The organism is Thiorhodococcus drewsii AZ1, from assembly GCF_000224065.1.
GTDB classification, from domain to species: domain Bacteria; phylum Pseudomonadota; class Gammaproteobacteria; order Chromatiales; family Chromatiaceae; genus Imhoffiella; species Imhoffiella drewsii.
Genome location: NZ_AFWT01000038.1, coordinates 20456 through 45020, shown reverse-complemented (window position 1 = coordinate 45020; position 24565 = coordinate 20456). Strand labels below are relative to the sequence as shown.

Sequence of the window (24565 nt, the reverse complement as noted above, 5' to 3'; positions counted from 1 at the left end):
GGCGGGCGCCGCCTCGCCGGCCCTGGCCGCCGCGACCGCAGTCAAGGGTGGATCGGCGGTCCTCAAGAGCGCACGCAAGCTCGGTAAACTGCCCTCCTGGCTGGGCAAGAGACTCGTCAAGGAGGCCCAGACGGTCAAGAAGACCCGCTCGCTGGATTCGGTGAAGGGCCTGTTCGGCGACGTCTACACCCTGGCTAAAACGCGCGGCGGACTGACTCTGCTCAGCCACACCCGCGATGCCGCCTCGCTCACTCGCATGGCCCGTTTCGCCGAGGCATTCGGCCAGCACAGCGCGACCCTGTACCGCATTGGCGGCGAGACGATCGTCAAGACCGCCGAACGCGCCGGAGCTCTCGGCCGCGACGCCGTCAGGCTGGCCGCGACCTTCGGTCTAGGCGGGCTGCGCACCCTAGACAGAATCGGCGCGGTTACATTCGTCAAGTATTCCGCCCGCGCCACCAAGATCGGCTACAAGGGCGATCTGATCCGGCTCATCGCCCGCTGGCTGACACGGATCCCGACCTGGGCGCTCTATGGCCTGGCCGTACTGGGTCTCGGTGTCTGGGTTCCGTGGCGATGGCTCGGAGGACGGTCGGGACACCGCCGAGAACCAGCGCTGGCGACAGCACACCCAACTCGAACGCGGCAATGCAGTGCGGGTCTATCGCGGCATCGACTGGAAACGCATGCGCTGAGCCCAGTGCGGTAGGCAGGTGATCGCGACTCAGCGAGACCCATGCTAGCCTTGCTGCAGCGCATGTCGATCCACTGGTATCTTCTGAGACGGGAAATCGAGCTTCTGCTCCTGCTGTAAGGAGGAAAACGTGAGCCGTGAACAAACGCTAAAGCTGCTCGCCGAGCACAAGGCGAATCTCGCTCGGCGTTTTGGTGTCGCCGAGCTGGCGCTCTTCGGCTCAACGGTGCGAGACGAGGCCCGCGTGGACAGCGATGTCGACATCCTCGTCTCTTTCGATGGCCCCTCGACCTCTCACCGCTACTTCGGCGTACAGTTCTACCTCGAAGACCTGCTCGGACGCCCGGTCGACCTGGTCACACGCAAGGCACTGCGCCGAGAACTGGCTCCCTATATCGAACGCGAGGCGATTCGTGTCTGAGCCCAGCGACAGCAAGCGGGAGTGGGGCTTCTACCTCGATGACATGATCGCCTTCGCCGAGAAGGCGCGATCGCGTCTCAGCCCCCCAAACTAGCCAGCCTGTCGCTTGAGATGGATGAGTAAGAGCGACACCGCCGCCGGAGTCACACCTGGGATGCGCGCAGCCTGACCCACGGTTGTCGGGCGGACCCGGTTGAATTTCTCGCGCACCTCGGCCGAGAGTCCCCGCACCTGATCGAAATCGAAGTCGTCCGGCAAGACCTTGGCCTCCTGCTCGCGCTGACGGTCGATCTCGGCGCGCTGACGGGCGATGTAGCCGTCGTAGCGCGACTGGATCTCCAGTTGCTCGGCGACCTCGGGCGCCAGCGGCTCGGGCGGATCGCCCGCCAGCGCCCGGATACCGGCATGGCCGACATTGGGCCGGGCCAGCAGGTCCAGCGCCCGCGCCTCGCGGCGCAGCGGTTCGCCGAGCACCTGGGCGGCGAGCGACTGGTCCACCGTCTCGGGCCGCACCCAGGTGTCGCGCAGACGCTGACGCTCGCGCTCGATCGACTCGCGTTTGTCCTCGAAGAACCGCCATTGCTCCTCGCCGACCAGACCCAGACCCCGTCCGATCTCGGTCAGACGCAGATCGGCATTGTCTTCGCGAAGCATGAGCCGGTACTCAGCACGGCTGGTGAACATGCGATAGGGTTCGTTGGTGCCACGGGTGATGAGATCGTCGACCATGACGCCGATGTAGGCCTGATCGCGATAGGGCGACCAGGGCTCGCGTCCCTGGACCTGGAGCGCCGCGTTGGCGCCGGCCAGCAGCCCCTGGGCGGCGGCCTCCTCGTAGCCGGTGGTGCCGTTGATCTGACCGGCGAAGAAGAGACCCTGGACGAAGCGGGTCTCCAGCGACGGCTTGAGATCGCGCGGATCGAAGAAGTCGTATTCGATCGCGTAGCCGGGCCGGGTCAGGTGGGCCTGCTCGAAGCCAACGATGGAGCGCACCAGCGCCTCTTGGATGTCGTAGGGTAGGCTGGTGGAGATGCCGTTGGGATAGACCTCGTGGGTGGTGAGTCCCTCGGGTTCGACGAAGATCTGATGCGAGCTCTTGTCGGCGAAACGCACGATCTTGTCCTCGATCGAGGGACAGTAGCGCGGCCCCACACCCTCGATCACGCCGGTGAAGAGCGGCGAGCGCGACAGCCCGGAGCGAATGATCTCGTGGGTGCGCTCGCTGGTATGGGTGATGTGGCAGCTGATCTGACGCGGATGGTCCTCCGCACGGCCCATGAAGGAGAAGACCGGGACCGGATCGTCGCCGGGCTGCTCGGTCATGCGGCTGAAGTCGATACTGCGGGCGTCGATGCGCGGCGGGGTGCCTGTTTTGAGACGTTCGACACGAAATGGCAGCTCGCGCAGCCGCTTGGCCAGCGCATTGGACGGTGGATCGCCGGCGCGCCCGCCCTCATAGTTGGAGAGACCCACATGGATACGACCGCCGAGGAAGGTCCCGACCGTCAGCACCACGGCAGACGCCATAAAGCGCAGCCCCATCTGGGTCTGGACGCCGACAACGCGATCCTGCTCGACGATGAGGTCGTCGACCGCCTGCTGGAAGATCGAGAGCCCAGGCTGATTCTCCACCGCCGAACGCACGACCGCCTTGTAGAGCAGACGGTCCGCCTGGGCGCGAGTGGCACGCACAGCCGCGCCCTTGCTGGCATTGAGGATGCGGAACTGGATCCCGCCCCGGTCGGCGGCACGGCCCATGAACCCGCCGAGCGCGTCGATCTCCTTGACCAGATGCCCCTTGCCGATCCCACCGATCGCCGGGTTGCAGCTCATCTGACCGATGGTCTCGATGTTCTGGGTGAGCAGCAATGTGCGGGCGCCGCAACGCGCCGCAGCCAGTGCCGCCTCGGTCCCGGCGTGGCCGCCGCCGACAACCACGACATCGTATCGATCGCTCGCAATCATGATAGGAAACCTGCTTCAAACAAGCCGAGTAGTTTAACCCAATTCATCGCCTCTCCGGAGAGGTTTACCCTCTTGATACCAGTGCCTTTTTCACCGTGCCCAGCAAGCACGGCACGAGCGGAGCCTAGTCCATGAGCCTGACCCAACGCCATCCGAGACCGCGCGCCAATCTCACCGAAAGCATCCTCGATAGCGCGCGCGCCGTCATCCTCGGCAAGGATCGCGAACTGCGGCTCGCGCTCGCCTGTCTGCTGGCGCGCGGCCATCTGCTGATCGAGGATCTGCCCGGCGTCGGCAAGACCACCCTCGCCCACCTACTGGCGCGCCTGCTGGGTCTGGACTACTCGCGCATCCAGTTCACCAGCGACCTGCTGCCGGCGGACGTCATCGGGGTCTCGGTCTACGACCGCGCGAGCGAGGGCTTCCGCTTCCACCCGGGGCCGATCTTCTCGCAGCTGGTCCTGGCCGACGAAATCAACCGGGCGACGCCCAAGGCCCAGAGCGCCCTGCTGGAGGCGATGGAGGAGCGCCAGGTCACGGTCGATGGCGAAACCCGTCCCCTGCCCGAGCCCTTCTTCGTCATCGCCACCCAGAATCCGCTGTTCCAGGTCGGCACCTTTCCGCTGCCCGAGTCTCAGCTCGACCGCTTCCTGATGCGCATCCAGCTCGGCTACCCGGACGCCGAGCAGGAGAAGACCCTGCTCGCCGGCGAGGACCGCCGCGCCATGGTCGCCCGTCAGGCGCCGGCGCTCGACAATGCCCAATTAATCGCGCTTCAGGACGCGGTGTTCCAGGTTCATGCCGCGCCCCCCATCATCGATTACGTGCACGCCATCCTCCAGTTCACGCGGGCGAGCGAGCGGTTCGCCTTCGGGCTCTCTCCGCGCGCGGGTCTCGGCATGCTGCACGCCGCCAAGGCCTGGGCGCTGATGGCCGATCGGGACTACACGATTCCGGAGGACGTGCAGGCGGTCTTGCCTGCCTGCGCGGTGCACCGGCTGAGCGCTGGCGCCGCCGGACAACGGGTCGGCGAGGAGGAGATCGCGACCTTCCTATTGGAACGGGTCCCAGTGTGAGCCCGCGCGACCGCATCCGCCGTGTCTTCGAGGGCATGCTGCGTCGCGTGCCAAGCGACCCGGATGGCATCGCGCGCGTGCGGGCGCGCCAGATCTACATCCTGCCGACCGCCACCGGAACGCTATTCGGCGCCGTGCTCATGCTCATGCTGATTGGATCGCTGAACTATCAGAACAACCTGGGGCTGCTCTTCACCTTCTTCCTCGCCTCGATCGGGATTGTGGCCATGCATCACGCCTGGTTCGATCTGCTCGGGCTCGCCATCCAGGTCCGAGGCGGGACAGCGGTCTTCGCCGGGGAGGCGGCCCAGTTCGAGGTCGCCTTGCGCTCCGAGCGTTCGCGCCCCCGCTACGACATCCGCGTCCTCAAGGATGGCCAGGGACCGGATCCGCAATACGTCCCGCCAGGCGACCAACGTTCGGTCCACCTCGGTATCGCGACCGAGCGTCGCGGCCCGCTCCGGCTCGTGGACCTGAAGGTCGAAACGCGCCACCCGATGGGACTCTTTCGCGCCTGGTGTCTCATCGCCAGCGACGCCAGCACGCTGGTCTATCCAAAGCCGGCTACTCAGGCGCCGCCACCCACATCGGACGCCGGGGAGGATCGCCGTCCGCATCGCCACCGAGGCGAGGGGGCCGAGGACTATCAGGGATCGCGCGGCTATCGCCCAGGCGATTCCCCGCGCCATATCGACTGGAAGGCCTTTGCTCGAGAGCGCGGCCTGACGGTGAAGCTCTTCGGCGGGGATCAGGGCCAGGAGCTCTGGCTCGACTGGTCGCACCTCGACGCGACGGACCCCGAGGTGCGCCTGAGCCTGCTGGCCCGTCAGGTGCTGGACGCCAGCACCGCCCGAGTTCGCTTCGGGCTGCGTCTTCCCGGTGCCGTCGAGGGGCTGGACCAGGGCGCGGCCCACACCCAACGCTGCCTGACCCGCTTGGCGCTGTTCGGATATGAAGGTGCGTGAGGCTTCGGCGGCCAGCAGGAGACTCGACAGCGTCGACAGACTGTCGGCATCTTTTTCATCCGTTGAAGCGAATCAGAACCCACCGACGTCAATGGCATGAACAGTCCCGGAAAAGACCTAACGGCCTCACCACGCCCTGACATCCGGCGCTTTTGGGGCGGCATTCGCTTCCGCCTGACACTCATGTTCGGTGGGGTCTCGCTGATTCTCGGCATCACCTCCACAGGACTCATCGAACATCTCGCCGCACGCAGCATGATCGCGCTCAGCGGGGAGCGGACGCGCGAAATCTCGCGCTCCATCGCGAACAGCATTTCGCAGAGTCTTATCGAGCGACTCCGCGAGATCACACTCATGAGCCGCTCCCCGCTACTCACCAGTGGTGACTGGACGAATCCCGCCGTGCGAACCATCATCGAAGCGGCGAAGGAGAGCTACACTCCCTACGCCTGGATGGGCGTGGCCGACACGAGCGGCAGGGTGGTGATCGCAACCGGGCATCTCCTCGAAGGCAAGGATGTGAGCCAGCGACCCTGGTTCGTTCACGGCCGCACGGGACCATTCCTCGGTGACGTCCATCAAGCACTGCTGCTGGAGCACTACCTCCAGAACGCCGATCCGGACGTCCCCCTGCGCTTCATCGACTTCGCCGCTCCGATCCGAGACCCCGAGGGCCAATGGCTGGGCATCGTTGCCACCCATGCCAATTGGAACTGGGTCGATGCCGTCATCAGCGAAGGAATGAGCCCCGAGAACACCGCTCAAGACATCGAGGTGCTCTTGGTCGATCAGGAGGGCTATGTGCTCTACCCCATCCAAGGCGACGGCCAGCTCCACTCTCTCGGGCAGAGGCTTCCCAAGTCGGGCTATGCGATCCTGGACTGGGACAATCGAAGATATCTGACCGCCCAAACGATCGTTCGGGCACCGGGCACCGATACCCTGAGCTGGCACATCGTCGTTCGCCAGCCGGTCGAGGTGGCCCTTGGATCCGTCGCCGACCTGCGCTACCACATGCTCCTGCTGGGCGTATTCATGTCGCTCCTCCTGGTGTTTCTGGCCAACCGGGTCGCAATCAGCTTCAGCCAGCCACTCCAGAAGCTGGCGCAGGTGGCCTACCGTATCGATCATGGCGAGGAAACGTTCAACTTCACCGTACGCCCTTTCAAACTCCGCGAGCTGAACGAACTGGTCTCATCCATCCGAGGCATGACGGCGACGCTGTTCGAACGCAAGCACGCACTGGAACAGGTCAATCGTTCGCTGGAGGACCGAATCCGCGAGCGCACCGCGCAGCTGCGCGAGGCCAACCTGCAGCTGGCCGCCCTGGCGACCACGGACGGCCTGACCGGGGTGGCCAACCGTCGCCGCTTCGACGAGATACTGGAGCAGGAATGGGAGCGCGCCAAACGCGCCGGAACGCCCCTTTCGCTGCTCATGATCGATATCGACTTTTTCAAACAGTACAACGACCACTACGGCCATCAGACGGGCGACACCTGTCTGCGAGAGGTCGGGCGTCTCGTTCGGGACTCGATCCATCGCGCCGGAGACGCCGTCGCCCGCTATGGCGGAGAGGAGTTCGCGGCGGTGCTGCCTGGGACGCCCGAGGAGGGTGCGCTGTCGTTCGCGCGTGCGCTCTGCCAGTCGATGCATGCGAGGGCTCTGCCGCATGCCCGCTCGCCAGTCGGGGTGTTGACCTTCAGCGTCGGGGCGGCCTCCATGATCCCCAAGCCGACCGAGGACGCATCGCTGCTGATCGCGCGGGCCGACCAGGCGCTTTACCAGGCAAAGAGGAACGGGCGCAATCAGGCCTGGCTGTGGGAAGACGCACGCGCTTCGCACGCGTACAACCAGTCGTCGCCAACCGACACTTAAAGACCAGGCACCAAGGAGGACGAGGATGCGCAAAACCCGCCCCATCCCACCGCATGAGCGTCCCGAGCCCCACCAGACGCTCTGGACCAGCCTGCTGGTGATCGCCGCCGGGCTGCCGCTGACGCGCTACCTGGACTGGCGGATCGACGCCTTTCTCGCCCTGGTGGTCGCGGTGCGACTCGCCGCCTTTCGCTGGCCGGCCGCGCTACCCGGACCCGCGCTACGCGCCCTGCTCACCATCGCCGCGATCGCCAACTGTCTGTACGCCAACCATACCCTGGTCGGACAGGACGGCGGGACAGCGCTCCTGACCAGCATGCTGGCGCTCAAGCTGTTGGAGCTGAAGACCCGGCGCGACCTGCGTCTGACCCTCATCCTGATCGGCTTCCTGATCGTCGCCCAATTCCTCTTCGACCAGTCGTTCGGACTTGCGCTCTATCTCGCCCTTGTCGCACTGGGGCTGGTCGCGCTGCTGGTCGATCTCAACGGCGGGCTCCGAAACCGCGAGTTCCGCTCGGCCGTCTCGGTCGCAGCCAGACTCGCGCTCCAGGCCCTGCCCCTGACGCTGGTGCTCTTCCTGCTCTTCCCGCGACTGACCGCCCCGCTCTGGGACCTGGGACTGGATCGAGACAAGGGAACGACCGGGATGTCCGACACCATGGAACCCGGACGCATCAGCGAACTGGTGGTGAACGGAGCGCTCGCTTTCAGGGTCCGCTTCGAGGGCCAACCACCGCCGTCTGGCGAACGCTACTGGCGCGGCCCCGTGCTCTGGGAGATGGATGGACGGCGCTGGACGCCCGGCAACCCGCCAGCGGTCGATCCCGCCCGAGCGCGGCTGGAGAGCGCGACGAGACAGCTCGACTACGAGGTGCTGCTGGAGGAGACCAACCGGACATGGCTGTTCGCCTTGGACGTACCCATCACCGCGCCCGATGCCAGCTTCATCACATCCGACCTGCAGCTCGTCTCGCGTCAGCCGGTGGATACCGCCAAGCGCTACCGGGTACGCTCGGCACTCGACTATCGAACAGGGGAACCCAACGCGACACGACGCGACTACGCGCTCAGGCTTCCAGCCAACGTCACCCAACGGATGCGCGATCTGGTCGCCGATTGGCGTGCCGAGTCAAACGACGACTGGGGCCTGGTCCAACGCGGACTTGAGTATCTGCACCGCGAGGACTTCCATTACACCTTGCTACCACCCGCACTAGGCGCGAACCCGGCAGACCAGTTTCTGTTCGAGACCCGTAGCGGGTTCTGCGAGCACTATGCCAGCGCCTTCGCCTTGCTGATGCGCATCGGCGGCGTGCCATCGCGCATCGTGCTGGGCTATCTCGGGGGTGAACCGAACCGAATCGGCGGCTACATGGCGGTCTGGCAATCGGATGCGCACGCCTGGGTCGAGGTGCTGATCCGGGGACGCGGCTGGGTCCGGGTGGATCCGACCGCCGCCATCGACCCGAGCCGCATCGACAACCGCAGCGCCACGCGGCTGCTCGGCGCGGGCTCCTCCGTCCGCTTCGATCTCCACGATGCCGACCGGCTCGCCCGGCTGATCAAGAACCTGAGGCTCTTCACCGACAGCCTGGACGCGGCCTGGCAGAATTGGGTGCTGGATTTCTCCCTCGCCGACCAGTACGCACTGCTCGAACGGATCGGACTCGCCGATTTCGGCGAATACGGGATCGCGATCCTCATGATCCTGGCCGCATCCCTGACGCTCGGCCTCATCCTGCTCGCCATGCTGCGCGGCGAACGCCGGCTGAGTCCGCTCGACGCCCAGTACCAGCGATTCTGCCAACGCCTCGCGCGCGCTGGGATCGCGCGCCAGCCACAGGAGGGACCGAGCGACTATGGCCGACGGGTCGCTCGACAGCGCCCGGACCTTGCGGCGAAGGTGAGCCGTTTCATCGCACTCTATATCCCGGCCCGATTCGGTCGTGCGGGACAGGAGGCGACAGCCGATCGGCTCCGTCGTCTGCTGCGCGGGTTCCATCCCAGGTGATCGCCAACCGCACCCTGAACGCCAGAGGCCCTACGGGAAGGAGACACCTGGGCTGCGCCACTCATGCAGCCCGTGTCCGGCTAATCCAGTTGATGAGCGCTCCGTGCAGCTCCTTGAGACCGAGTGGCTTGCTCAGATAGTCGTCCATGCCCGCCTCCAGGCACTGCTCGCGATCGCCCGGCATCGCCAGGGCGGTCACCGCGATGATGGGGATCAGACGCAGCGCCGGGTCTTCGCGCAAACGCCGGGTGGTCTCCAAACCGTCCATTTCAGGCATCTGCACGTCCATCAGAACGATATCGGGGCGAGCCTCCCCGACCATGGCGATCGCCTTCAACCCGCTGTTGGCGGTGCGCACCTCGCAGCCTTTGATGCGCAGATAGGTCGAGATCATCTCCAGATTGCTGTCGTTGTCGTCCACCAGCAAGACGCGCGGAGGCGATCCCGTTTCGACCGGACCCTCGACGTCCGCGCTCGGAACCACGTGCCAATCGAGCCGATCGGCGCTCTGTGCCTCCGGATCCCAGGGCAGGACGATCTCGAAGCGGCTGCCCTCGCCGACCTGGCTCCGTACCTCGATGCGACCCTGGTGCAACTCGGCCATGCCCGAGGCCAGCGCCAGCCCCAGTCCCGTGCCGTCGTACTGACGCGACGGCCGGCTGTCGAGCTGCACGAACGGCTGAAAGAGACGCTCGTACTGCTCGGCCGGTATGCCGACACCCGTATCCCAGATACAGAAACGCACCTCGCGCAGAGCGGCATCGGCGACGACGTCGAGACCGACCGAGCCGCCCTGAGGGGTGAACTTGACCGCGTTCCCCAGCAGATTGACCAGCATCTGCTTGAGCCGACGGCTGTCGCCCTGAACCAAGCGCACTGCAGGGTCGACGCTCATGGTGACCTTGAGCTCCTTGCGCTTGGCCGATAGACCGATCAACCGCAGGCTGGCATCGCAGAGCTGATCGACAGGGACCTGATCCATGCGCAGATTCATCTGGCCCGAGGCCACGCGGGACATATCGAGGATGTCGTTGATGAGTTCGAGCAGATGGGCGCCGTTCTCGTGGACCATACGGATGGCCTTCTCCTGCTGACCGTTCAATGGCCCAAGAAGACGATCGCCCAGGGTCTCGGACAAGCCCAGGATGGAGGTCAGGGGGGTGCGCAGCTCGTGACTCATGGCGGCGAGGAACTCGTCCTTGGCCTGGGCCGAGCGCGCCAGCTCGGCATTGGCCCGATCCAGCTCCTGGGTGCGACGCTTCACGCGGTCGGCGAGCTGGGAGCGCTCCTCGGCGAGCGCGGCATGGGCACCTCGCAACGCCAACTCGGCCTCCTTGCGCGCCGAGATATCGGAGAAGGTCACCACAGCGCCGACCAGCTTGCCGCCACGATGAATGGGGTTGGAATGGTATTCGACGGAGAAACAGCTTCCATCCGGACGCCAGAAGACCTCGCCGTCGCCAAAGGCCGGAACGCCGTGTTTGTAGGTCGCCAACGCCTGACAGCTCTCCAGCGGATAGGTCGTGCCGTCAGCGTGCGAGTGGTGCACCACCTGGTGCATGTCGCAGCCGATGAGCGCGGCCGGCGACTGATGGCCGAGCATGCGCGCCGCAGCCGGATTGCAGAAGATGCAGATCCCGTCCGTATCGACCCCATAGATGCCCTCGCCGGTGGATTCCAGCAGCATGCGCGAGCGCGCCTCGCTCTCGCGCAGACTCGCCTGCGAGCTGGCCAGGTTCTCCTGCATGGCCTTGAGCGCGGAGAGCATCTCGGCCTGCTCGCCGAAGCCCTCGACCTTGATCGGAACCGAGAAATCGCCCGCGCTGACCCGGCGAGCAATGGCGGTCGCTGTGGCGATCGGTTGACCGATGTTGCGATCGACGAGCCAGATGAGCAGAAAGACGGCCCCGCTCATGGCTCCGATCATGAGACCGAGGATCCAGGCCTCCACCCCCCTGGCCGAGGCATCGAGCTGGGCCAGGACGCGATCCTTGTGCGCGAGCGCGGTTCGCACCACCTCGTCGATGAGATCGGTCGGCTCGCGGTCGATCCCGCGCACCCGCTGGTCGACGACCAACTGAGGACTTGCGTCCCCGGCGCGGTAGAACACGAGCGCCTGGCGGTATTCGCGACCCAGCCGTTCGTGGGCGTCGAGAAAACGTCGGGCGATGGCGATCGCCCGAGGCTCATCGGCCAGTTGACCGATCAGTCGCTGAATGCTCTCGCGAGTCAGCGTCTCCTCTTGCTCGAAGCGGACGAGATAGCGGTCGAAGAGCGCCTTGTCCTGCCCTCGGAGCAGGACATTCTTCCACTCCTGCACCTGTTTCTTGAAATGCACCTGGGCGGTCAATGCCGTCGTGACGACCAGTGAGCTATGCTCGCGCACACCCGCTTCGCGATCGGCGGTCGCTTTCAGCTGATAGATGCCATAGAGACTGACAGCAAGATTGACGACGAGAATGGTAACGAGCCCGGCGGCCAGTTTGGTTCGGGTTTGCATGCGGCGGCGCTGACGATGGAAGCAACGAATGCGGGACGAATCCAATGGATCCAGACTTTCCGCGTCGAAGGAGAGTGGATCATAGCGGCGCCCGAGGATCTTGCCCAGACATCGCCTATCCGTTAGCCAGTGTCACGCATGTCATGCGCCTGCCCCCTGGAGGCTCTCGCTCAGGATTCACGCCCCATCGGTTCCCAGCGTTCGTCCCGATCAGGATCGGGACGACGACCGAAGCCATCAGTCTCGGTACTGTATGACATTGAGCCGGCGAACAGAGGCATGTCACCCCAAGCGCGGGTTGACAAGCCGACGTTCGGCTCGACACCATCCGACGCTCCGACTGGATATCCGCCGTGCCATCCCTTCTCGCCGCCACCACGCCGCTCTTCCTGTTGATTGCGCTCGGCGCACTCGCCGTCCGCGCGGGCTGGATGCCACGCGAGGGGACGGTCGCCATGGGGCGCTACGTACTCTCCTTCGCCCTACCGGCGCTGATGTTCAAGGCGCTGGCGCAACGCCCGCTCGACGACATCATCGTCGCGCCCTTCCTGGTCGCCTATGTGGCCGGATCGCTGATCGCCTTCGCCGTCGGGCTCGGAGTGGCGACGGCGGTACGCCGCACGCCACTGTTCGACAACGCCTTCTTCGGACTCGGTGTCTCCATGTCGAACAGCGGCTATCTCGGCTATGCGCTCATCGCCCAGCTCTTAGGCGAAACGGCGCTGAACGCGGTCGCCATGGCGATCCTGACCGAGGTGCTGGTCATCCTGCCGCTGACGCTCATCCTGATCGAGGTCCATCACAGTCGCGAGCATCATGGGATGCTGCACACACTCGGCAAGGTCGTGCGTATGGTGGCGCAAAATCCGCTCCTGCTCGCGATCGGTCTGGGACTCCTCTTCTCTGGATTTGGCGTGCATCTTCCGGGGGCGCTGTCGGGAACCGTCGATCTGCTGGCCGGATCCGCAGCGGCGGTCGCGCTCTTCGCCATCGGCGGCAATCTGGCCGGACAACGTCTGCACCACGGATTGGACGGCGCCCTGGCGATCGCCGCCGGCAAGCTGCTCCTACATCCGGCCGCCGTCCTCCTGATGCTGGCGTTGGTTCCTGCCTTCGACCCGACGCTGACCCAGGCGGCGGTGATCCTGGCAGGACTGCCCATGGTGACCATCTTTCCGCTGCTCGCCCAACGCTACGGTCAGGGCGAGCGCTGCGCCTCGGCGCTACTGGTCACGACCCTGGCCTCATTCGTCACCTTGAACCTGGGGATCTGGCTCTTCGCCGGCCCCCGCTGAAGCGCCTCTCGACACCCGACTCGGGAAACAAGCGCTCGCTCGATACGGCTGCGCGGCAGATCAGGCGTCTCCGTCGTCGCCTCCCCCGAAGCCGTCGAAGACACCGCCATCGTCCTCTTCCTCGACATCCGCCATACGGGTCCCGTCGGCCGGCTCAAAAGCCGCTGCGGGCGGACTCTCGGCGGACGACTCCTCGCCCGAGAACAGATCCGCGATGGCATTGCCGATCAGCATACCGCCCGCCACGCCCACAGCCGTCTGAACGGCGCCGCTCAAAAAGCCGCCACCACCCGCAGAGGGCTGAAACATGGCGCCAGCCGAACGCGCTTGGTGACGATTGGCGTTCCAGTCGCCGCTCATCGTCGACGGGGTCTTGGCGGGTTGAGGGCTGGCCCCGAATAGACCACCGAGGAATCCACCGCCCTGGGGACGCTCGGCCGCCGCTCGCTCCAGTTCCTCGACGCGTTCCTGCAACCGGCGTAGCGCCTGCTCCTGAACCAGGATCGCCTGGGCCATGTAGTAGGGTGCGGCCGGCTGGCGATCCGTCAGATCGAGTATGAGACTCTCCGCCTCGACATCGCGCGGACCGGTCTGAGACTCCGCCTTGCGCAGACGCTGGAACAAATCCTCGATCGTGGTCTGCTCTTGTACGTTCATGACATGAAACCTCGCATAGGTTTGGATACGTCTACTCTACGCAGCTCGAACAAGAAATATAGTTCGAACATCAGCCAGACCACCCCTCTGGAGGTCTTCTCGCACCCAAGCAAAGCGGAAGGACGCGAGCCGGGACTCGGACCTGGAAGCAATCGATGGATACGTGATCGCGAAACATCGGGCTTGACATTGATCTAACGTTGACGTGAGATATAGACATCTAACGTCAACGTTAGATCATGCAGCCACCCCTGTCACGGAGGAACCCCCATGGCCACTGATGTGATGTTGCATATCGAGGAAGCGTTGGACAGCGAGACCAAGCAGCAGTTGGTTGCCCGGCTTGCCGAACAGTTGGGAGTCTCGGGCGAAACGCATCATTCCGAAAAACCCCATCTACTGTTCTTTCCGACCGATCCCGTGCATGCACCGCCACACCGTGTCCTCGCGGCGGTGCGCGAGCAGGGCTATCAGGTCCAAATCGTGGATCTATGAGCGGCCGATTGATGAGTCTGAAGATCGGCGCGATCGCGCAGCGACTGGAAACGACGGTGCGAACCCTACGGTTCTACGAAGAGCATGGCCTGGTGCATCCCCGCCGCACGCCCGGCAGAACTCGGCTCTATACGCAAGACGATGAGGCGCGCTTCGCGGCCCTGCTGGGCTTGGCTCGACTCGGTTTTTCCTTGCAGCAGCTCGCTGAGCTTGCAGGTCTGCGGGCGTCAAGCCAGACGGGGGATGAGGCGAGTCGAGCGGTGGCATCGCGACTCAAAGCGATGGATACCGAGCTCGAAGCGCGTGCACGTGCGATCGAGGAACGACGCCAGGATATCGCGCGGGGTTTGGCGTTGGTCGAGCGCTGTCACGGCTGTCAGCAACGCCCCGTTCGCGCTATCTGCGATCGGTGCCCGGCGAGTGCCGGCGTGCGGGAGATCGAGGTCTTGAACGTCGTGTGGGACGAAGCGGAACCTCACTGCCCGACCGCATCCGCCATGAGCGAGAATCCGTAACAAACGCTTCCCCCGCGCTCAAGGGACGTCTCAGACACGCGGTGCGGGAATCCCGGCGACGAGGTCGGCCAACACCTCGTCCGGGCGGTAGCCCTCGATCTCCAGATCGGCGGTCAACTTGAGCCGGTGACGCAGCACCGAGGGGGCCATCAGCTTGACGTCATCCGGGGTGACGAAGCCGTTTCCGGCCAGGAGCGCATGACCCCGGGCGGCGCGAACCAGCGCGACGCTGGCGCGCGGTCCGGGTCCGGTCTCGATGCCCTGCCAATCGCGCGCGGCGCGCACCAGACGCACGGCATAGTCGAGCAGGCTCTCGTCCATCCGCAGCCGAGCCGCGATCCCCTGCAGATCCAGCAGATCCTCGGGATCGCAGACCTGCTCGACCCCCGAGGTATCCAGCCGATCGCCGACCTTGCCCTGGGTCGACGCGCGGACCAGCGCCAATTCGTCCTCGACCTCCGGATAGTCGATGAACACCTTGAGCAGGAAGCGGTCGAGCTGGGCCTGGGGCAATGGATAGGTGCCCTCCTGCTCGATCGGGTTCTGGGTGGCGAAGACCAGGAAGGGCGACGGCAAGGGCAGCGCCTTGCCCTCGATCGTGACCTGCTGCTCCTGCATCGCCTCCAGCATGGCCGACTGGGTCTTGGCGGGCGCACGGTTGATCTCGTCGCCCAAGAGCAGGTTGCAGAAGAGTGGACCACGCCGAATCCGAAACTCCTCGCTTTTCAGGTCGAACATGGCGTGACCCGTGACATCGCTCGGCATCAGATCAGGTGTGAACTGGATGCGCGAGAAACGTCCACCGAGCGCGGCGGCCAGGGCGCGCACCAGCAGCGTCTTGCCGACCCCAGGCACGCCTTCGAGCAGCACATGCCCGGCGGCGGCCAGGGCGACGATCGACTCGCGCACCACCCGGCGCTGACCGACGAGCGCCAGTGCCACCGACGCCTCCAGCCGTGCAAGCCGATCGGCGGCACGTTCCACCTCCTGGGGTGACGCGGTCTCAGTTCGATTCATCCAGTTCTCCAAGAAGTTATTTAGAGGCGCTCAGCAGCCAGCTACCAGCTGTTGTTTTGCCACGATTTTCGTAGGTGCGAATACATTCGCACCGACATCAAGCTGACAGCTGGAGGCTGGTAGCTGGAGGCTGGCACCTGACAGCTCTTTCCCTCATCGCCGATGACTCGACGACGCCCGCCGCGCCGGTCGGCCACGGCCGGGTCCAGCCCGGCGCCAGAGCGACTGGAGCAACCGAGCCTGTTCGACGAATCCGGCGGCATCCTCGGCTCGGGTGAAGAGCGCACGGCTCACCCGCTCCGCCGGCCAGCCGGTGAACTCGGCGATAGCATCGGCCTGGGCGTTCCGATCCGAACGCTCCAGATGCGGGTGACGTCTCACCCAGGCGGCGAGAATCCGGCGCCGGCTCGTCTCAACCAGACGGGCGGCACGGCCGTGGCGCCAGAGGAAATCGCCACTGGCATCCAGATGTTCGAGCAGATCGCGCTGACGCGCTCGCGATTCGTTCCGCAACGGCCCCAAACGAACGCCGAGCGACCAGAGCCATACCAGAAGCAGCACGCCGACCGAGATCACCGCCTGGGGCGCGGCCGACCAGATGAGCTCGCCGAGCCAGGGAACGGAGCTGTCATAGAGCAGCCAGACCTTGCCGCCAGCGTTCGGCGCAACAAGCCGCGCCGCGAAAAAGGCGTGATCATGACGGCCGATCTCGGCGTTGGTCATGAAACCGCTGTCGCTGACCACGGTCAGCCGGCCGGCCCCGACCGCTCGCTCGACCAGACGCAGCCGACCGCCCAACCTCAGATCGCCGGGCGCCTCGGACTCCACGACCAGATGGTAACGGGGATCGAAGGCCACCCTGAGCGGCCTGGATAGATCCGGTGCGGGAATCTCGAATGCGGATGCCTCCGAACCCTCTTGAAGCCGTTTTTCGTCGGACTCGCTCTGGAGCCGGATGCCGAAATCGGCCAGCAGGTCGTCGCGGGGGCGCTCGTCCTCGTCCCAAAGCCGCACGGCCTCAACGATCAGATGGCCGCCCTCCTCCATCCAGCGCCGCAGCGCCGCGCGACGCGTGGCATTCAATGGACCGAGACCTCTGACGACCAGGGTGTCGGTCGTAGACTGCGGATCGTTCAACGGGGCGCGTCCGGCCACACTTTCGACCTGGATCCCGCTGCGCCTCAGATAACGCTCGAAGGCCAACCAGGGATTGCGGCGCGCCTCGGCGGAATAGCCGACCGGAATCTGGATGGCGCGACGCTCGAAGTTGTCGAAAAACCAGAGCACGCCCCCGACGCCGAGGACGAGCAGCAAACCATAGAGGACCAGCGCGGCAAGGCGCCGCTCGGAGTTCATACAGCCACGTCCTCGGTGGACCTGGACTCCCTCCAGCGGCACCAATCGGTCAGCAAGGATTCGATCACACCAGGATCAGGCACGACATGGGCATAGGCGAGCCCCCGCCACTCGCGCACCAAGCGCGGCAGGGGGCCAAGCTCGCTCGCGGAGCATCGCTTCCGGGCCAGCGCCAGACATTCGAGTTCGGTCGCGCCGTCCGGGATACCGAGCCCCTGCTGGATGAGATGCAGCAGTGCCGCACGGTACAAGAGCCCGAGCGCACCGCGCGCATCGCCCTCGGCCAGGCAGGCGCGAACCTGGTCCGGGATCGCATCCAGGGACATCCCTTCGGGGATCGATTCGAAGATACCGACCGGCTCCGGCCCTGGATCTGGTGGCCGGCGAGACAGGCCGCGCCAGTCGCGCAGCACGCGCCGCGCGAGCAGGGCCAGCCCCACGAGCGCCAGGGCCATAAGCCCCCACTTGAGGGTGCTGGCGACGCGAACCGCGATCGCGGCGATCCATTCAGGAAGCGTCTCGGCGGGCTCGGCACCCTGCTCGTCTCGCTCGATCGGAGCCCAGACCCACACCTCGCGCTCCTGACCGAAGTCCGACGCCTCGAGGACCTCCTGGATGAGCTGTCGCGCACGGTCCAGGTCCGACGTGGAGGCCGCCTGCGCCGAGCCGGGTGCCAGACCCGCACCGAAGACCAGAGCAAGCAACAGGACCGGCGCCGCTCGCGCCGAAGCGGTCCAATGGGGTTTGGGCTCGGCCGCCTTGCGGAATGCCAACTCCAGGTCCCAGGCTTCCAGCTCGGTACGCCGGTTCAGATAGAGCATGAAGCCGGCACACACGTAAAAGGGCGCAATACAGGAGAACACCAGAACGTAGGCCAATGCGCTGATCCAGTAGGCCCATGTATCCGCGTCCAACACCGCCGATTGAAGATCGATGCGCGGCAGCTCGGACGGCACCAGGAAGAAGAGCCCCAGCAACATCGCGGCCCAGAGCACGATCTCGAAATGATAGGAGACGAGCGTCAGCCAGCTCGGGGTCGCCCCGCCCTCATTGAGTAGACGTCGACGCTGGCGCCCGTCACGCCCTCCGAGCCCTTCGAGCAGTGACACGGGCATGGTGAACGCGCGTCTGGGACCGAGCCGCCGCCAGAGCAGAAACGGCAGGATCCGTCGCCCCCATCCGACGCGCAGCAGGCCGGGAAGATCGACGCGCGTTGGAACGCGACCGAAGAGCGCGCGACTCGACCAGGCCAGTAGCGGCGCCTCGTAGAGTGGTTTGAGCCACCAGACGGCCAGCAGCCAGATGTCTGGGCGGAATCCGGTCAGCGGCAACAGGATGAGCGCGACGGGCAGCGCTCCGACGCACCAGAGTCCCCACAGTGGCCAGAACCAGCCCCGCGCGAGCGCGAAGCCCAGATCCAACCCCTCCCAGGGACTACGCGGACGCAATGCGACCTGGATTCGATCAATCTCCATCGTCCGACTCGGCCTCCATGCGCGGACGCCCACGACCGGCCAAGGTCAGATAGAGCGCCACCAGGATCCAGCCCGCCACACCGACGGCGTACTTGACGACCGCTGGAGCTGGACCGGCGGACCAGAATGCCTCGACCACAGCCGCCAGCAGCAGCATGAGCCCCGCGCCCCCGACCAGCCGGACGGCATCGAGGGCGTTGCGTCGAAGCGCAACGAGCCGGGTGCGATTGCCCGGCGCCAGCAGTGCCTTTCCGAGCAGCAATCCAGACGCACCGGAGATGGCGATCGCCGTCAGTTCGTAGGGACCATGACCGCTGACGAAGGGCCAAAAGGTACTTCCATAGTCCAGTTGGGTGAGATGTCCGGCCGCCGCGCCGATGTGCAGCCCGTTGAAGAGCAACACGAAGGCGCTGCCCAGACCGAACATCAATCCCCCGGCGAAGTTGCGAAAACCGATGCCGACGTTGTTGAGGATATAGAAACCGAACATGGCGAAATCCGTGTCCGCCTGGCGCTCTTGGGCACGGCCCGGCTTGCGGTTGTCCGGATCGTAAAGGGCTTCGATCTCGGCGACCTGATCCGCATCCATCAGGGAAAGAATGATTTCCGCGTCCTGGTACGCCTGTAACCCCATCGCCAGCATGGGCAGGAATAAGAGCGCCGCCGCAAGCCAGAAGAGCGCGGCATGTCGGCGCAAGGTTCGAGGAAAGTCATAGGCCATGAATCCGAGCGCGGCGGCGAGGGGGCGCGTCCTGCGCCGGTAGAGATGACCGTGGCCGCGTCGCACCAGATCGTGCAGCTCCTCGGTCAGACCCGGACTGTAACCGCGCCGACGCGCCAAGGCATAGTGGCTGGAGAGACGTCGAAACAGCCTGGGAAAGGCGTCGAGCGCCACCGGGTCAGGTCCGTCCCCCCCCTTCCCTGACGTGTCGAGCCGTGAGATGAGCGCGCGATAGTCATCCCATTCGGCCTGATTCTCGGATTCGAAGGGCTGCTGTCTCATCGTCGATCAGCCCTGTCCGCGCGCCAGCCAACTGGCCCAACCAGTCACCTGATCGACCGCCGCCGGCCCCCGATGGCCGGTGTCCGCCGTCAGGATCTCGGCCAGCTCGACGCGTCTTGCCGTCGATAGACGCGGGCCGCGCTCGACGAAGGAGAGAATCGCCTGCTGGGTCGCCAGATCCAAACCGGGAGGCGGCGGACGCGAGGCGATCTGCGGAATCGCGGCAACCGGCCGGCGGCGCTCACGGTGCACCACCAAGGTGCCTGCGGCCAGATCGCCGAGACGCCTGAAATCGCGATCAACGAGACAGGAGACGAGTCCCACTCCATAGAGGACCGGCATGAAATCCAGGACACGCAGCAGATTGCGAATCATCGAGGCCGACAGACCAACCGGGGTCCCATCGTCATGGACGACCGCCAAACCCATCGCCGACTTGCCTGGTGTGGCCCCCTTGGTGATCTCGAACAGGACCGGATAGAACCATTCGAGCAGGAAAAAACCGAGCAGCATGAGACCGAGCCCAACCCCCGCGAAGGCCATGAGCAGCGTCAGGGCCAGATAGAGCGCACCTCGAACGACCGCGTCCAACAGGAACGCGAGCCCCCTCGGGACGGGACCCGCAACCCGCAACCCCAGATCGACGCCCTCCGGGGTTTCGTTGAAGCGAATGGTATCCAAGGGTGGCGACATGGGAGCCTGACTCGATCGATGAAGGACGGACGGCGCGACGTTCGCGCTGAAGATTGAAGAATCAACGATAGAGGGTCAACGGAAAGTATTCCGTGATCAAGATCACCGGCCGCCCGTCGATGATGATGCGGTAGGTGCGAAAGACCGCCGCCGCGCCCTCGGCCGTTCGGTCCAGACCGATGTCCAGAACCTCCCGATAGCTCTCCAGACCGCTGTCGCGAATCAGGACCCCGATGCCGATCTCGCGGTCGATCAGCCGTTGCCGGAAACCCGGCGGGATGAGATCGATACGGATGAGCGAAAAGGCCTCGACATAGTTACGGTCGGTACTGGTCCCGCGCAGTCTGGCATCACGCACCAGACAGAGATCGCCCGTCTGGACCTGAATCCATGGAACGGATTCGCTGGCCACCTCAAACCGCTGTTCCAAGGTATCCACCGCGACCGACTCCCAGAAATAGGCCTCCAGGGTCTTGGTCACGGTGCCATCGGTAACCAAAAGGGCACGCAGAAAGGCGGGCAAATCGCTCAAAGGGACGGAATCGCCAGATACCGACGTGATCACGGCATCCTGCGAGAAACCGCCGCAGCGAAAGGGCAATTGAGACGGCGCCCGCGAGGCGCGTCCGTAGTAACGATGCATCAAAAACTCCTAGATTCCTTCACGGACTCGACCCGGCCGGGAGGATATGGACTCAGGTGGCGACATGCAGGATAGCGCTGCGGCACAACAGCCGGACAACCGTGATCGTTTCGTGCTCGAAAACGCGGCTCGAACAGAGAACGGCAGAGAGGAATATCCCTGCAACTCAAGCGGGCTTGGTGATTTTGCAACTTGTTGGTTCAAGGCATCGATTCTTACTTTCACAACCTTCGCCCAACTCGATCAAAGACGCAACTGCACGAATCGACTGGCTGATCATCTCTTTTCCAGAGATGCGAAAAAAGAACAAAATTATCGCTCAAGCAGTTAATTTAAATGAATAATTTAAAAAATTTTCGATATTTAGCATGGGCGTTACCAATCGTCGGATGTCATCTGAATTCAAACCGTGGTAAAAAATCTGATTTCGAGCCCACCTGTGGGCTTGATGTTGAATCGAATTTGCCCCAATCTCTGTACCGACCCCAACCCCAGGGCCGCTCCTCTTCATGAGTCTGAGTACGTCCGCATGAGCACAGGCTCCCGTACGAACTTGGACCATGGCGAATCGCCAGAGCAGGCGGCGTTGGTGCGCGTGAGGTTCGGAAATAATCCGCATACTGTGTTATACATTGATGGCCCAAGGGCCAACGACCAGGAGATTCCAAACCGATGAACAAAACACTGAAGTTCGCGTCCCTCTCTGCTGCCGCTATTCTGACCGTTTCCATGTTCGGTGGCTGCACCACCGACCAGACCGCCCGCGACATGGCTCAGCAGGCAATGGACACCGCCAACAGCGCCCAGTCCTGCTGCAACGCCAACACCGAGCGTCTTGACCGCATGTATCAGAAGATCATGGGCAAGTAAGACCCATTGTTCGACGAACTCCGGTGTCCCACGACCTGTGGGACACCGGAGTCTTCCTTGACCGCCCGCTCGACACCCTCCCAATCGACTTCGACTCCTTCGGCATTCGCCACCGCCTCAGGAATCACGCTTCTCGCGCTCTGACGCACGCTCTTCTCCCCAGTCTGGACCTCCAGATAGAGATCGTTGCCGCGCCAACCCACCTTATACGGCTGATCGATGATGGCCACGGGCGTATCAACGTCCACCAACCCGAACAGTTCCTCGACCCCCTCGGGGTACATACGGATACAGCCCCCACTCACCTCCATCCCGAGGCCCCATGGCATACTGGTGCCATGGATCAGATAATCGGGATTGCTCAGACGCATGGCATAACGGCCGAGCGGATTGTCCGGTCCAGGCGGAACCTGGGGAGGCAGGATATCGCCGCGCGCGGCATGCATGGCGCGCACGTTGGGTCCCGGAGTCCAGGTCGGATCTTTGCGCTTTTGGATGACCTTGAAGTTACCGAGCGGGGTTCCCATGGCGTCCTTGCCGACGCTGATGGTGTAAATCCGCACCTCACTGGGATCCTCGGGCGGATAGTAATAGAGACGCTTCTCGGCCCGATTGATCACGATCCCTTCACGCGGCACGTTCGGCAACACGAAGAGGCTCGGAACCATCACCTCGGTTCCATCGCCGGGTACCCAAATATCAACATTGGGATTCGCTTGGCGCATGTCGTCGAAACCCAGATTGTTCTGGCGAGCGATGTCGAGCAGCGTATCCTTATTGCGCGCCTTGAAATAGAAGGGAACCCCGACGACCGAGTCGTTCGGATTCTCGAGTCGGAAGGTTTCGGCCAGGGCACTGGTACTCCCCCCCCAACCAAGCAGCGATACGCACATCACCGACACGAACCACACCCGATTGCGTTTGCCATGAACAACAGCTCTCATAACCCCTCTTGCTCCTAATCGAAGTAAAACGCGATGAAAAAACCGGCCCGATTCTCGCAAGTCCGCAATATCGGGATCGCCGCTCACGTGGATGCGGGTAAAACAACGCTTACCGAGCGCATCCTGTATTACACCGGCGCCTCCTACAAAATCGGCGAGGTGCATGACGGAGCGGCCCACATGGACTACATGGCCGAGGAGCAGCAGCACGGTATCACCATCACCGCCGCCGTCACCAAGGCCCCTTGGCGCGACCACCAGATCCAGCTGATCGATACCCCAGGACACGTCGATTTCACCATCGAGGTCGAACGCGCGATGCGGGTGCTGGACGGTTGCGTCATCGTTCTCGACGGGGTGCGCGGAGTCGAGCCACAGACAGAAACGGTGTGGCGGCAACGCTCGCACTTCAAGCTTCCGACCCTTTTCTTCATCAATAAGATGGATCGGCCGGGCGCGGATTTTGACCGAAGTCTCGCCGCCGTCAAACAACGTCTCGGTGCCGAGCCGGCGCCCGTCACCGTACCGCTGCCGGACGGCGGCGCCGTCATTCATCTGATCGACCGAACGCTGATTCGTTTCACCGGCGAACAGGGCGAGGAGGTCATCACCGAGCCCTGTCCGCCAGCCCTGTGGGAGAGCTGCGCCGACTTACGGGAGGCGCTTCTACTCACTGCGGCGGAGGCCGACGAAACCCTGGCCGAGGCGGTTCTATCGGGAACGGAGCCTACCCCCGAGGCCGTCCGCGCAGCACTACGCCGTGGCACCCTGGACGGACTCCTCTGCCCCTGCTATGGCGGAAGCGCGCTACGCAACATGGGCGTCCAGCCCTTGCTGGACGGCATCATCGAGTGTCTTCCCGCGCCACTCGACCGACCGCCCGTGTCCGCCGAAGGCCCCGACGGCGAGCAGGAGTCGGTCGAGATGGACCCTCAAGGACCGCTCGCCGCGCTGGCCTTCAAGGTCCAGCTGTGGGACGGACGGCGTCACGTCTTCGTCCGACTCTACCGAGGAACGCTCAACCCAGGAGATACGCTGGAATTCCGCTCAAGCGACGGCCGAATTCGACGTGAGCAGGTCGCCCGGCTGTTCGAGATCGACGCCGGTAAAAAGATCAAACTGGATCATGCCGAGGCCGGTCAGATCGTCCTGCTCGCCGGGCTGCGCTGGGCAACGACCGGCGACACACTCTGCGCGCCCGGGCATCTGTTGATGCTGGAGCGCATCGCACTACAGGCGCCGGTCCTGGGTCTGGCGATCGAGCCCGCCGCCGGAACGGACGAGGAACGCCTGCTGGAGGTGCTCGGCAAGATCGAGCAGGAGGACCCGACACTTCTGGTCGAGGAGGATCCGGAAACGGGCCAGCGACTGCTGCGCGGAATGGGCGAGCTACACCTGCAGATCGTTCTGGAACGCATCGAGCGCGAGTTCGGCATCCAAGTCCGAGCCGGCCGTCCGGCGGTCGCCGTGCGCGAGACGATCCGTCGCACCGCCAGTGCCGACGCGCTCTTCGCCCCGCCGCCGCGCCCGGACGTTCGCCAACCGGACCTCATGGCCCGCGTCGCGGTCACCCTGACGCCACGCCCGCGCGGCAGCGGCTGCGAGATCCAGCTCACCCCGAGGGTCCTTCCCGAGGGGGCGTCACTGAACCAGGCTCAGGTCCAGGCGATCCAAGACGGTATCCAAGGCGCACTCGCATCGGGCCCGCTCAATGGAACCCAGGTCATGGATGTCGCCATCCAGGTGACCGAGGTCGAACTCTTTGGGCCCGGATCCACGCCCGAGGCCCTCGTAGCCGCGACCTCGAAGGCATTGCGCAAGGCGTTCGAGTCGGCGACGCCAACCCACATGCATCCCATCATGCGTCTGGAAGCGGTGGTTCCGGCGACCAGTCTCGGAACCGTGCTGGGTGACCTGCAGGCTCGCCACGCACTCATCCAGGACACGGCAGCGCTCGGCGATCAGGTGACCATCCAGGCCGAGGTCGCACTCGAACAGCTGCTCGGATACAGCACCCGCCTGCGCAGCATGACCCAGGGCCGGGGACAGTTCAGCATGCAGTTCGATCGCTTCGATCTCTGCTGAACCCGTT

General features: G+C 64.6%; 21 protein-coding genes and 1 pseudogene. 12 read left to right on the top strand and 10 right to left on the bottom strand.

The window, feature by feature from the left end:
• A pseudogene (locus tag THIDRDRAFT_RS26250) lies at positions 1-709 on the top strand (hypothetical protein); the annotation flags it as partial.
• A 115-nt stretch (positions 710-824) separates the two neighbouring features.
• On the top strand, positions 825-1115 hold the full coding sequence (locus tag THIDRDRAFT_RS18940; protein WP_007042519.1) for a nucleotidyltransferase family protein: 291 nt from the start codon (positions 825-827) through the stop codon (positions 1113-1115).
• Between the two features lie 90 nt (positions 1116-1205).
• Here the strand turns inward: THIDRDRAFT_RS18940 and mnmG are convergent, their stop codons facing one another.
• Positions 1206-3080: a tRNA uridine-5-carboxymethylaminomethyl(34) synthesis enzyme MnmG gene (gene mnmG, locus THIDRDRAFT_RS18935; protein ID WP_007042518.1), complete on the bottom strand. Its 1875-nt coding sequence runs from the start codon at positions 3078-3080 to the stop codon at positions 1206-1208.
• 131 nt (positions 3081-3211) lie between these two features.
• On the opposite strand from mnmG, the gene THIDRDRAFT_RS18930 reads away from it, so the two are divergent.
• From THIDRDRAFT_RS18930 to THIDRDRAFT_RS18915, 4 genes are all read left to right on the top strand, one after another.
• On the top strand, positions 3212-4156 hold the full coding sequence (locus THIDRDRAFT_RS18930; protein WP_007042517.1) for an AAA family ATPase: 945 nt from the start codon (positions 3212-3214) through the stop codon (positions 4154-4156).
• Positions 4153-5121, top strand: coding sequence for a DUF58 domain-containing protein (locus THIDRDRAFT_RS18925; protein ID WP_007042516.1), 969 nt, complete (start codon positions 4153-4155; stop codon positions 5119-5121). Before THIDRDRAFT_RS18930 ends, THIDRDRAFT_RS18925 begins: the two co-directional genes overlap by 4 nt.
• 96 nt (positions 5122-5217) lie before the next feature.
• A complete protein-coding gene (locus tag THIDRDRAFT_RS18920) occupies positions 5218-6999 on the top strand; it encodes a sensor domain-containing diguanylate cyclase (RefSeq protein ID WP_007042515.1) in 1782 nt (593 codons plus the stop codon).
• A gap of 25 nt (positions 7000-7024) precedes the next feature.
• A complete protein-coding gene (locus THIDRDRAFT_RS18915) occupies positions 7025-9010 on the top strand; it encodes a transglutaminase TgpA family protein (RefSeq protein WP_007042514.1) in 1986 nt (661 codons plus the stop codon).
• Positions 9011-9071: 61 nt separating this feature from the next.
• On the opposite strand, the gene THIDRDRAFT_RS18910 is transcribed toward THIDRDRAFT_RS18915, so the two are convergent.
• Positions 9072-11510, bottom strand: coding sequence for a response regulator (locus tag THIDRDRAFT_RS18910; RefSeq protein ID WP_007042513.1), 2439 nt, complete (start codon positions 11508-11510; stop codon positions 9072-9074).
• 353 nt (positions 11511-11863) lie between these two features.
• On the opposite strand from THIDRDRAFT_RS18910, the gene THIDRDRAFT_RS18905 reads away from it, so the two are divergent.
• Positions 11864-12805, top strand: coding sequence for an AEC family transporter (locus tag THIDRDRAFT_RS18905; RefSeq protein WP_007042512.1), 942 nt, complete (start codon positions 11864-11866; stop codon positions 12803-12805).
• A gap of 60 nt (positions 12806-12865) precedes the next feature.
• On the opposite strand, the gene THIDRDRAFT_RS18900 is transcribed toward THIDRDRAFT_RS18905, so the two are convergent.
• Entirely contained in the window at positions 12866-13462 is a 597-nt protein-coding gene (locus THIDRDRAFT_RS18900) for a DUF2076 domain-containing protein (protein ID WP_007042511.1), read from the bottom strand.
• A 270-nt stretch (positions 13463-13732) separates the two neighbouring features.
• Between THIDRDRAFT_RS18900 and THIDRDRAFT_RS18895 the strand changes: the two genes are divergently transcribed.
• Together THIDRDRAFT_RS18895 and THIDRDRAFT_RS18890 are read left to right on the top strand one after the other, a co-directional pair.
• Positions 13733-13957: a hypothetical protein gene (locus tag THIDRDRAFT_RS18895; protein ID WP_007042510.1), complete on the top strand. Its 225-nt coding sequence runs from the start codon at positions 13733-13735 to the stop codon at positions 13955-13957.
• A gap of 11 nt (positions 13958-13968) precedes the next feature.
• The gene (locus tag THIDRDRAFT_RS18890; protein ID WP_007042509.1) at positions 13969-14472 is read left to right on the top strand and encodes a MerR family transcriptional regulator; all 504 of its coding nucleotides are present in this window, start codon (positions 13969-13971) and stop codon (positions 14470-14472) included.
• Positions 14473-14502: 30 nt separating this feature from the next.
• Here the strand turns inward: THIDRDRAFT_RS18890 and THIDRDRAFT_RS18885 are convergent, their stop codons facing one another.
• From THIDRDRAFT_RS18885 to THIDRDRAFT_RS18860, 6 genes are all read right to left on the bottom strand, one after another.
• Positions 14503-15489, bottom strand: coding sequence for an AAA family ATPase (locus THIDRDRAFT_RS18885; protein WP_007042508.1), 987 nt, complete (start codon positions 15487-15489; stop codon positions 14503-14505).
• Between the two features lie 153 nt (positions 15490-15642).
• A complete protein-coding gene (locus THIDRDRAFT_RS18880; protein WP_007042507.1) occupies positions 15643-16845 on the bottom strand; it encodes a DUF4350 domain-containing protein in 1203 nt (400 codons plus the stop codon).
• Entirely contained in the window at positions 16842-18320 is a 1479-nt protein-coding gene (locus THIDRDRAFT_RS18875; RefSeq protein ID WP_007042506.1) for a hypothetical protein, read from the bottom strand. Before THIDRDRAFT_RS18875 ends, THIDRDRAFT_RS18880 begins: the two co-directional genes overlap by 4 nt.
• A complete protein-coding gene (locus THIDRDRAFT_RS18870; RefSeq protein ID WP_007042505.1) occupies positions 18310-19323 on the bottom strand; it encodes a stage II sporulation protein M in 1014 nt (337 codons plus the stop codon). Before THIDRDRAFT_RS18870 ends, THIDRDRAFT_RS18875 begins: the two co-directional genes overlap by 11 nt.
• A 6-nt stretch (positions 19324-19329) precedes the next feature.
• On the bottom strand, positions 19330-20016 hold the full coding sequence (locus THIDRDRAFT_RS18865; RefSeq protein ID WP_007042504.1) for an RDD family protein: 687 nt from the start codon (positions 20014-20016) through the stop codon (positions 19330-19332).
• A 61-nt stretch (positions 20017-20077) separates the two neighbouring features.
• Entirely contained in the window at positions 20078-20659 is a 582-nt protein-coding gene (locus tag THIDRDRAFT_RS18860) for a chorismate--pyruvate lyase family protein (RefSeq protein ID WP_007042503.1), read from the bottom strand.
• 64 nt (positions 20660-20723) lie between these two features.
• Between THIDRDRAFT_RS18860 and THIDRDRAFT_RS25830 the strand changes: the two genes are divergently transcribed.
• Positions 20724-20990, top strand: a complete 267-nt coding sequence (locus tag THIDRDRAFT_RS25830) for a hypothetical protein (RefSeq protein WP_139058813.1) — start codon at positions 20724-20726, stop codon at positions 20988-20990.
• A gap of 341 nt (positions 20991-21331) precedes the next feature.
• Positions 21332-21529 (top strand): alanine-zipper protein, encoded by a 198-nt coding sequence (locus THIDRDRAFT_RS18855; protein WP_007042502.1) that lies wholly within the window; start codon positions 21332-21334, stop codon positions 21527-21529.
• On the opposite strand, the gene THIDRDRAFT_RS18850 is transcribed toward THIDRDRAFT_RS18855, so the two are convergent.
• On the bottom strand, positions 21508-22473 hold the full coding sequence (locus tag THIDRDRAFT_RS18850; RefSeq protein WP_007042501.1) for a L,D-transpeptidase family protein: 966 nt from the start codon (positions 22471-22473) through the stop codon (positions 21508-21510). The two genes, THIDRDRAFT_RS18855 and THIDRDRAFT_RS18850, sit on opposite strands and share 22 nt — an antisense overlap.
• Before the next feature lie 33 nt (positions 22474-22506).
• Between THIDRDRAFT_RS18850 and THIDRDRAFT_RS18845 the strand changes: the two genes are divergently transcribed.
• The gene (locus THIDRDRAFT_RS18845) at positions 22507-24558 is read left to right on the top strand and encodes an elongation factor G (protein WP_007042500.1); all 2052 of its coding nucleotides are present in this window, start codon (positions 22507-22509) and stop codon (positions 24556-24558) included.
• Positions 24559-24565 lie beyond the last annotated feature (7 nt).

Coding starts and splice junctions, on each gene's coding strand:
- THIDRDRAFT_RS18890 (WP_007042509.1), top strand. CDS start 13,969: ATGAGTCTGAAGATCGGCGCGATCGCGCAGCGACTGGAAACGACGGTG.
- THIDRDRAFT_RS25830 (WP_139058813.1), top strand. CDS start 20,724: ATGCAGGATAGCGCTGCGGCACAACAGCCGGACAACCGTGATCGTTTC.
- THIDRDRAFT_RS18910 (WP_007042513.1), bottom strand. CDS start 11,510: ATGCAAACCCGAACCAAACTGGCCGCCGGGCTCGTTACCATTCTCGTC.
- THIDRDRAFT_RS18870 (WP_007042505.1), bottom strand. CDS start 19,323: ATGAGACAGCAGCCCTTCGAATCCGAGAATCAGGCCGAATGGGATGAC.
- THIDRDRAFT_RS18865 (WP_007042504.1), bottom strand. CDS start 20,016: ATGTCGCCACCCTTGGATACCATTCGCTTCAACGAAACCCCGGAGGGC.
- mnmG (WP_007042518.1), bottom strand. CDS start 3,080: ATGATTGCGAGCGATCGATACGATGTCGTGGTTGTCGGCGGCGGCCAC.
- THIDRDRAFT_RS18885 (WP_007042508.1), bottom strand. CDS start 15,489: ATGAATCGAACTGAGACCGCGTCACCCCAGGAGGTGGAACGTGCCGCC.
- THIDRDRAFT_RS18920 (WP_007042515.1), top strand. CDS start 5,218: ATGAACAGTCCCGGAAAAGACCTAACGGCCTCACCACGCCCTGACATC.
- THIDRDRAFT_RS18915 (WP_007042514.1), top strand. CDS start 7,025: ATGCGCAAAACCCGCCCCATCCCACCGCATGAGCGTCCCGAGCCCCAC.
- THIDRDRAFT_RS18875 (WP_007042506.1), bottom strand. CDS start 18,320: ATGGAGATTGATCGAATCCAGGTCGCATTGCGTCCGCGTAGTCCCTGG.
- THIDRDRAFT_RS18860 (WP_007042503.1), bottom strand. CDS start 20,659: ATGCATCGTTACTACGGACGCGCCTCGCGGGCGCCGTCTCAATTGCCC.
- THIDRDRAFT_RS18880 (WP_007042507.1), bottom strand. CDS start 16,845: ATGAACTCCGAGCGGCGCCTTGCCGCGCTGGTCCTCTATGGTTTGCTG.
- THIDRDRAFT_RS18895 (WP_007042510.1), top strand. CDS start 13,733: ATGGCCACTGATGTGATGTTGCATATCGAGGAAGCGTTGGACAGCGAG.
- THIDRDRAFT_RS18850 (WP_007042501.1), bottom strand. CDS start 22,473: ATGAGAGCTGTTGTTCATGGCAAACGCAATCGGGTGTGGTTCGTGTCG.
- THIDRDRAFT_RS18930 (WP_007042517.1), top strand. CDS start 3,212: ATGAGCCTGACCCAACGCCATCCGAGACCGCGCGCCAATCTCACCGAA.
- THIDRDRAFT_RS18855 (WP_007042502.1), top strand. CDS start 21,332: ATGAACAAAACACTGAAGTTCGCGTCCCTCTCTGCTGCCGCTATTCTG.
- THIDRDRAFT_RS18845 (WP_007042500.1), top strand. CDS start 22,507: ATGAAAAAACCGGCCCGATTCTCGCAAGTCCGCAATATCGGGATCGCC.
- THIDRDRAFT_RS18900 (WP_007042511.1), bottom strand. CDS start 13,462: ATGAACGTACAAGAGCAGACCACGATCGAGGATTTGTTCCAGCGTCTG.